6 protein-coding genes are annotated in these 8,424 nt (G+C 55.1%); 2 read left to right on the top strand and 4 right to left on the bottom strand.

What is annotated here, in order from left to right; all coding sequences use genetic code 11:
• The first annotated feature begins 180 nt into the window (after positions 1-180).
• On the top strand, positions 181-558 hold the full coding sequence (locus RI563_RS11420; RefSeq protein WP_310694508.1) for a PilZ domain-containing protein: 378 nt from the start codon (positions 181-183) through the stop codon (positions 556-558).
• Between the two features lie 70 nt (positions 559-628).
• Here RI563_RS11420 and RI563_RS11415 read toward each other — a convergent pair whose 3' ends face one another.
• A complete protein-coding gene (locus tag RI563_RS11415) occupies positions 629-3,457 on the bottom strand; it encodes an AMP-binding protein (RefSeq protein WP_310694507.1) in 2,829 nt (942 codons plus the stop codon).
• 439 nt (positions 3,458-3,896) lie between these two features.
• The gene (gene csrA / locus RI563_RS11410; RefSeq protein WP_310694509.1) at positions 3,897-4,106 is read right to left on the bottom strand and encodes a carbon storage regulator CsrA; all 210 of its coding nucleotides are present in this window, start codon (positions 4,104-4,106) and stop codon (positions 3,897-3,899) included.
• Between the two features lie 387 nt (positions 4,107-4,493).
• Here csrA and RI563_RS11405 point away from each other — a divergent pair, with 387 nt between their 5' ends.
• Positions 4,494-7,064, top strand: coding sequence for an ATP-binding protein (locus RI563_RS11405; protein WP_310694506.1), 2,571 nt, complete (start codon positions 4,494-4,496; stop codon positions 7,062-7,064).
• A 39-nt stretch (positions 7,065-7,103) separates the two neighbouring features.
• Here the strand turns inward: RI563_RS11405 and RI563_RS11400 are convergent, their stop codons facing one another.
• Positions 7,104-8,036 carry a crotonase/enoyl-CoA hydratase family protein gene (locus RI563_RS11400; protein WP_310694505.1) on the bottom strand — a complete coding sequence of 311 codons (933 nt, stop codon included), beginning with the start codon at positions 8,034-8,036 and terminating at the stop codon, positions 7,104-7,106.
• A 148-nt stretch (positions 8,037-8,184) separates the two neighbouring features.
• Positions 8,185-8,424 (bottom strand): hypothetical protein (locus RI563_RS11395; protein WP_310694504.1); only part of this gene is annotated, 240 nt, incomplete at its 5' end.

The raw sequence follows: 8,424 nt of genomic DNA, 5'->3' as shown, positions 1-8,424 counted from the left end.
CCCTGATTTTAAATCCATCTTTTTTCACCCCGACCGTTCAACTAGGCTTTTAACAAACCTCTCAACATGACAAGTCATCATGGAAGAAGATGACTGATGTGACTGCCAATCGATGAACAGAGAAACCGGTAAGCCAACCCCCGGGCCTGTCGCCGGTTACTGGATAAAAGGAGAGACGATATGGAACACCGCCATGGTAAACGTGTTCGGGCCCTGGCCCTGGTTCGTGTTTGTCAAAGTGATGGTGCGGGGGAGTGTCGGCCCGGGCTGTTATATAATGTTAGCCAGGATGGCATGTTCGTGTTAAGCAATATGCAGCCTGCGATCAATGCAAGCTTTGATGTGTATATTCAGATCGCCGGTCATCTGATGAACGTCTGTCTACCCGGACAGGTGGTACATGCCAATGGCCATGGGTTTGGTATGATATTTCGTCGCATGAGCAGGCAAAACCGGTGGTTGCTAAGTCTGTTACAGGAGAATCACCGGGCCGGGCTAATCGGCACAGCGATTGAGGATCGCCAGCGAGCCCCGGGATTGAGTGAAGCCAGTGCCTAGTTTTTTGACCATCGGCGCTGTGTTTCGAGGTTTGGTCCAATAACAAAACGCTATCCGGTGTGTCAGCCGTTCAGGATAGATCCCCCGCCAGATCCGGTTCGCCGAGTTGTTTGAGTATCCGGCTGCGGGCGGCATCGCGCAGGTGCACCGCCGCGGCCCAGTCATTGCCGTCCGGGGTTATCGGTTCGCCAATCGATACGTTTACTGCCCCATGGCGCGGGAACCAGGTGTCGCCGCGCAGGATCGAGCGGGTACCGCGCAGGGTGATCGGCACTATCGCGATGTCAGCTTCCGCCGCGGCGGCGAAGGCGCCCATGTGAAAGGCCATCAGTCCCGGCATGCGCCGCAGTGTGCCCTCGGGGAAGAACAGCAGGCGGCGTCCGCCCCGTGCCAGTTCGGTAATCCGCCGGGCGTCGATGACGCCTTGCTGCTTGTCAAAGCGTTCGACGAAGCGGGTGCCGATGCGTTTGAGAAACAGGCCGGCCAGCCATTGCGATTGCAGTTCTCCCTTGGCGACGAAACTGATTGGGCGATCCAGTGCCGCCACCAGTACGACCCCGTCCAGGTAACTGGCATGGTTGGCGACGATCACCCGGGCGCCATCACCCGCCAGGTTTTCAGTCCCGTGTATCTGCAACGGCACGCCGGCCAGGCGTAACAGCAGGCGCGCGCCGCCCCGCATTACGGCCCAGCGCCAGGATTCGCGCGGTAGCACCACCACCAGCGCCCAGATCGGTGGTGCCAGTAACCAGAACAGCAGTTGCCCATAGGCGGCGTAGGCGAGATGGCGCAGGCCGCGCCCGATCCGGCGCGCTTCGGGCAGCAGACTGGCGCTGATCAGGCGGGCGATCTGCCACCAGACCGGGCGGGGCTTGTTACCGATTCGGCCCTGTTCGTACAGCTCGCGGGTGGCGGGGCGACGGATTTTGCCGCTCGAGGTTTTGAGTATGGTGCGCGGCGGCGCCAGCACCACCTTGTCCGGCGGCAGGCCGAGCAGATCGTGGCTGGTGTGGCGGATGCGGGTTTGCAGATCGGCGCGTGCGGCGGGATCGGTGAGCCGGGTTTCGGCCATCACCACCAACCGCTCGGTGCCGGAATCGGGATCGACACTGCCGAATATCGCCACGCAGCCCTTGCGCACGCCTTCGAGCTCGCCGATGGCGTGTTCCGCTTCGTAGGGATAAATATTGCGCCCGCCGCGGATGATGACGTCCTTGATGCGGCTGGTCAGGTACAGCTCGCCGTCGGCGATATAGGCCAGATCGCCGGTTTCCAGCCAGCCGTCATCGAACAGGGCGCGGGTGGCTTCGGGGTTGCGGTAGTAACCGCTGGTGGCGGACGGCCCGCGAAACTGCAGGCGGCCCTGCTGCCGGTCGGGCAACTCGCGGCTGCTGTCGTCGACGACGCGCAGTTCATAACCCGGCAGCGGCTGGCCGCAGGCAACATACTCCAGGGCATGGGGGTCGTCATTGGCGGCGGGTTGTGCCTGGCCGGCATGCACAAAATGATCGCGCTTGATGCGATCGATCTGCGGGCCGCGCCCCAGCGGCGGAAAGGCCAGGCCTACGGCCGCTTCGGCCAGCCCGTAAACCGGCGCCAGGGCGGTTCGGTGCAAGCCGTATTGCGCGAAGCGCTGACTGAAACGCCGGACGGTCTGCGTACTGACCGGTTCGGCGCCGTTGAACAGCATGCGCAGGGAGCCCAGATCCAGACCGGCGAGCGCTTCATCGGGGATGCGGGTCAGGCACAGTTCATAGGCGAAATTGGGTCCGGCACTGAGTGTGCCGCGATGGCGGTGTATGGCCCACAACCAGCGTTGCGGGCGGGTCAAAAATGTCAGCGGCGACATCAGCACCAGAGTCATCGCATAGTACAGGCTGCCGAGCCAGGCGCCGATTAACCCCATGTCGTGATAAAGCGGCAACCAGCTGACGAATACATCCGTTGAATCCACCCGTAAGGCGCGGCCCATGGCGCGGATGTTGGCCAGCAGATCCGCGTGGCTGAGCACCACGCCCTTGGGCTGGCCGGTGCTGCCGGAGGTGTATTGCAAAAAGGCGATATCCTGCGAGGTGACCGGCGGCAGCAGAGCGGTCGGTGCCTGGTGCAGTTCGTCCGGGGTGGCGATCGTGTCCAGCGTCTGCACCCGGGATTTGAGCAGGCGGCCCAGTTGCCTGGCTTCGGGAACGGTGATCAGCAGGACTACCGCGGCATTGGCCAGGATGCCGGCATGGCGTTGCAGATGATCCTCCAGTTGCGAGGGGCGAGCCGGGGGATAAATAGGCACCGGAATCGCCCCGGCATACAAAATGCCGAGAAAACTCCACAGATATTCCTGGCCGGTGGGGAGCATGATGGCCACGGTCTGGCCGGGTTTTACCTCACGTGCCAACAGCCCGGCAGCGATGGCCTGGGCGCCCTCGCGCAGGGCGCGGTAACTGATCGGTTGCGGTTCCTCGTCTTCATCGTACAGGTAGAGCTGTACCCGTTCGGGTTGCGCCTCGGCATGCCAGTCGAGCACCTCGAGCAGGGTCGTGGCATCGTGTGGCGCGGCCCCGGCTTCCGATATGTTCCCGGGGGCGGTCGGTTGCGAGCGTTTGCGTTGTCCGGTTTGCTCCGGCGCGGCGCTGGCAATGGCCCGTAGCAGGTCGCGCGGCGTTTCGGCGCTGGCCAGCTGTTGTTCGGACAGACCGATATGAAATTCGCGTTCCAGTCGCGTCAGCAGTTCCGCGCGTGACAGGCTGTCGAAGCCCAGATCGCGCTCCAGTGCGGCGTCGAGCCGAACCTCGCTGTCATCGCGATCGGGATGCAGCTCACTGCTGAGCGTGCGCACGATATTCAGCAGTCTGTGCCGGAGGTCAGCGTCTTTATCTGATTCGTTGTGGGTGGGTTGGCTCATTATAGAATGTGGCAGGTTCCACGATAAAATGTTCCGCAGACCGGCACAGGCGTAAAGATTACCATCAAAATGTTCTGCATAGCGGCTCGCCTGGCCAACCAGTCTGCACGGCATCTCTCATCAGGTGAATGATTAAATCCGGGAGTCCGGGGAGGATGTTATCCCGTTTCATCTTTTGCTCTGCTAATTGCAGGAGAACAGAGCAGTGATATCCCGGGCGCATATCAAATACAGATCGAGGACCAGGGGCGGTTCACTTGATGTTGTGGGAATAGGCGAAACGCTATGAGCAAACCGGGACAGTTTTATTATTGGCGGTGCAGTTTCTTCCAGTACAGGCTGTGATTCTGTTTTAGCCGGTTGGGTTGACGACTCTTCTGGTTTATCAGTTCTGCAGGGGAAAATCACACCCGGTTGCCGTTAAGGTTGATTATTCGAATTATTTATCCGCTGTATTTTCGCCTGTTTTAATATTGGCTTCCTGTGTTTCCTGTTCAATTCGATGATAGATTTCCTCGCGATGAACCGAAACTTCTTTTGGCGCATTCACGCCGATGCGTACCTGATTGCCTTTGACTCCCAGCACGGTCACCGTAACATCGTCGCCAATCATCAGGGTTTCACCCACACGGCGTGTCAGTATCAGCATATGTTGCCTCCTTGTTTGCGCTGTCTGTTCCTTGTCTTTCATAGAGAAAGCATTAGTACATCTTTTAGACTATAATTTAACAAATTTATACCACTTCACGAAAATCACAGCAGAGCGTCAATATTAGCGCTTCCTGAATAACTATAAAAATCAAATAATTACGTAGTTTCGTTAATGGGTGGCTCCAGATTTTAGCCATCCTCTCATCGCCCTTGTGCCCGGCTACGGTCTAGCGGAGGCTAAAATGGCATTATACATTAAAGATAGCTTTTCAAGGTTCGACAAAGAAGACATAATTATTCGGATATGTGAATTGCGTCGCTGTTATTGTGGGTTTCCTGATGCCCGGCGCCCACCTCTATTATCCACGGTACAGCGGGGAGGTTAATGATGAATTTGCACAAATTGATAACCCCCGCTGATTGGCCTGATCCCGATGATCCAACGGTTCTCTCGCGTGAGTGGGGCCAGGCAATTGTTCGTGTGGCGATCAGTATTATATTTTTTGTGTACCTGGTAGGCATGGCTTCCCCTCTCAAGCTGGAGCACGGAATACCAGGCTGGCTCCCTTATCTGATTGGCTATGTTGTATTTTCGATAGCCGTCGCCTGGAATATCCGATTCTCGAAAAAATCTCCGGGGCTGCGCCGTTTAATTACCAATACCGGTGATATAGGTATAATCAGTTTTGCGATGATTTTCAGTGGCGAAATCGGTATTCCCCTGTTCGTTATGTATCTCTGGGTCACATTTGGTAATGGCTTTCGTTTTGGTGTACCACCGCTGATTGTCAGCACTGTGTTGAGTGTTATCGGTTTTAGCTTTGTTATTGCTCTGTCTCCAACCTGGCAGGCGCATCCGCCGCTGATTGGGGGCGTGATGCTGGCAATTATTGTTTTGCCGCTTTATACCGGGCACTTGATCCGACAGTTAAATAACGCCCATGCCAAGGTCAAAGAGGTCAGCAATGCCAAGAGCGAGTTCCTGGCCCGTATGAGCCATGAGCTGCGCACGCCACTCAATGGCATACTCGGTTCTTCTGAAATGTTACGTGACAGTCCGCGACTATCGCCGGATGAACGGTCGTTACTGGATGTGATCGAAGATTCAGTAAATGCCTCCTTGCGCCAGATCAACAATGTGCTGGATTATTCAAAGCTCGAGTCAGGTAATCTGACGCTGGAAAACACTGATCTGGATCTACATCAGCTATTAAACAACACGACATCGATTGTCCAGCCCGCTATTTCCAAGAAACGACTACGATTTCTGCTGCGAATCTCACCGGATGTTCCTTATCATCTGCATGGAGACGGACATCATTTGCGTCAGATTATTTTCAATCTGCTCGCCAACGCTGTGCGGTTTACCGAGGAAGGATCCATTCGCCTGGATGTCATGTTAATCGAACAGGTCGGGTCGGTCGCACGGTTGCGTTTCGAGGTGCATGATACCGGTATCGGGATTTCACCGGAGGCCATGAGCAGGATCTTCGACAGTTTTGCTCAGGAAGATACCAGCACCACCCGGCGTTATGGTGGCACCGGGCTCGGAACGGCCATCGCCAGACAGCTGGTGGAGCTTATGGGTGGTGAAATCGGTGCAAACAGTGTCAAGCATGAAGGCAGTACGTTCTGGTTTGAACTGCCGTTCAATGTTGCCAGCGACGCAGAGGACAAGGATATTCTATCCGCTCAGTCAAAAGTGCTGCTGGTCTCCAGAGATCCTCAGCTCATTGGCGCTTATCGGCAAATCCTTGGCGATGGAATGGTCCTTTCAGAATCCCTTCATCAGGGGATGGATTTCATTTCACGGACATCCCGGTTGGGCAATGCATTCCATGCAGTTTTCGTCGATCAAGCACTTGTGACCGAGGTGGAAGAAACTCAGGTTTACAAAGAACTGGTCAAGCACTCTTTTGCAAGCAAGGCGCTGATGGTTCTGGTCAGTGACCAGCCACAAATGACGTTACCGTTATCTGAATGGGACTATAACACCACGCTGTCGTCAAATCCGACAAGGCGGAATGTGATCTCGGTTCTGCATGCAGCTCCTCGCCACTTTATGACAGAGGCGACGGATTCAAATTTGACCAATGTGCATCCCTGGCTGTGGGGGGAACATCAGAGTGCAGGTAATCGGACACGGATTCTGCTGGCCGATGACAACCGGACAAACCTGATGATCATCAGCCGAATTCTGAATAAAGCCGGATTCGACGTTGATACCACTGAAACAGGCGATGATGCATTGGAAAAACTTTATAGCGGTGGTTACAGGTTGGCGATACTCGATATGCATATGCCCGGCATGGATGGAACCGATGTGCTGCGCCAGTATCGAGCGATGCGCCCCAGATCATCTCTGCCGGTGATTGTGCTGACTGCCAATGCCAGTTTCAGCGCCCAGCAGGCCTGTGCTGAAGTCAATGCAAATGCCTATCTCGCAAAACCGGTCACGGCCCAACAACTGTTGGGTGAGGTTCAACGATTGTTGGAGGAAACACAGGTCGAAATACTTCCCTGGTGCAAGCCTCATAGCGGCACTGCAACAAATTCAACCGCATCGAACCACGATGAGGTAAAGGATGAGATCGATGTCACCGTGCTTGCCGAACTGGGTCGTCTCTATAATAGTCCCGATGAGCTAACATCGATGACAAGGGAATATGCCAAGGAGGGTGGTGAAATACTTCAACGGATAGCCAATGCCTGCCGCGCGCAAAATCACCCGGGATTTTGTGATGAGGTCTATGCCTTGAAGTCCAATGCAGCCAACGTGGGGGCCCGCAACCTGATGGACACCTGCAGTACAGCCGGTGCGGTGGATTTTATCGATTTCAAACGCAACCATACAAAACTTCTGGCGCAACTTCAGGAATCTTATATCAACTCGCTTTCCGCGCTGCGCCAAATCGCAGAGGCATCACCACAAGGGGATCAGGATAAGTGGGCCTGATCCCTTTGTGGTTGGTGCGGTTGACAAACCCTGGTAATGTCAGGCCTGTAGCAGCTCCAGGGCATTAGCTTTAGCAGGCTGATAGCTCGGAGTGGGCGCAGACTCTTCCGCCTTGAGGCGATTTTGTGCGGCCACAATCCTGGACATCATTCGCAAGTCTCGCGATGTCAGGCGCAATGCGGCATCTACCCAGAGCTCGGTGATGTCGATTAACTCCTGATGAGTCACCGGGGCAATACGCTGGCTTGCCTGCCGAATTGCCAGGCGACCGTTTGAGGCACGTTGATGCTGGCGAATAAACTGGTTTATAGCCCGAGTTCCTTCGCCGTCGGCAGCCAGCTCATCCACAATCCCCATTTCCGACATCGCGCGGGCACCATGCATCTTGCCGTCCTGAACCAGTCGTTCAGCCTGCGTAAGGCCGACTCGACGCGAAAGGAAACTCATTGCACCCATCCCCGGGAACAGATTGAACAAAATCTCGGGGAAACCCATTTGTACATTCTCTTCGGCGACCATGTGGTGACAGGATAGCGCACACTCAAACCCACCCCCCAGCGCGGAGCCCTGTACCAGAGCCAGGGTGGTTAAATCGGGAATGCCAAGACCGATGGCATTTGAATATACCCCGTCGACGCAAAGACGGGCGTAGTTGTACAGGGCATCCCGATCACGGCTATTGATCAGCTGAATGAACAGGTCGACATCACCGCCCAGATTGAATACGCCTTGTGTGGCAGAGGCACAGACAAAATAATGGATCGGTTCTTTGACGTTATCTGAGTTCAAATAGCTAATGATTCTGTTTTTCAAATCGTGGGTCTCTGCCAGCAGAGTCAGGTTAAATACAGGCCTGGGGTTTGGGTTCATGTAACACCACAGGGCGGTACGCTCTGCATCGTAACAAGTCATCAGTTGCTGGTAGTCCGGGGTTTCAAATGGAAGTGAATTATTGCGATAAACGGCAGTCATAGCGCTTCTCCTTGCGGGGTTGGATTGTGATTAGCCAGCCCGAAAATCGATAAATTATTCGGGACTAATGTATTTAATCTAGCCGTCCTGCATCGTTCGGGCAATTCTGCGTGCAATATTACGTATGATTTTGTGGGTATAGTTCCGGTTATCCTCCGTTTTTCGCCCTGTGACCCGGTGGTTTTCCCGACTCTTCTTCTTGTGCTCCATCCTGATAGCTTCCGGCCAGTTGCTTCTGTGTGCCGGGTAAGCACCAGGGGGCAGTAACTATCAAATTTCCGGCAGAGCTGCCGCAGGGCGTGTATAGCCTGTTTTTTTGAAAAGGCGGGGCAAGAGTGCATTTGTTGCTAAATATGGGTAAAAAGTCGTTAAAAGCACGAATAATTAT

Source organism: Thiohalophilus sp. (assembly GCF_031581315.1).
In the GTDB taxonomy this organism is placed as follows: Bacteria; Pseudomonadota; Gammaproteobacteria; order UBA6429; family Thiohalophilaceae; genus Thiohalophilus.
Note: the sequence above shows the minus strand (reverse complement) of the source record. Positions and strands in the feature narration are given on the sequence as shown.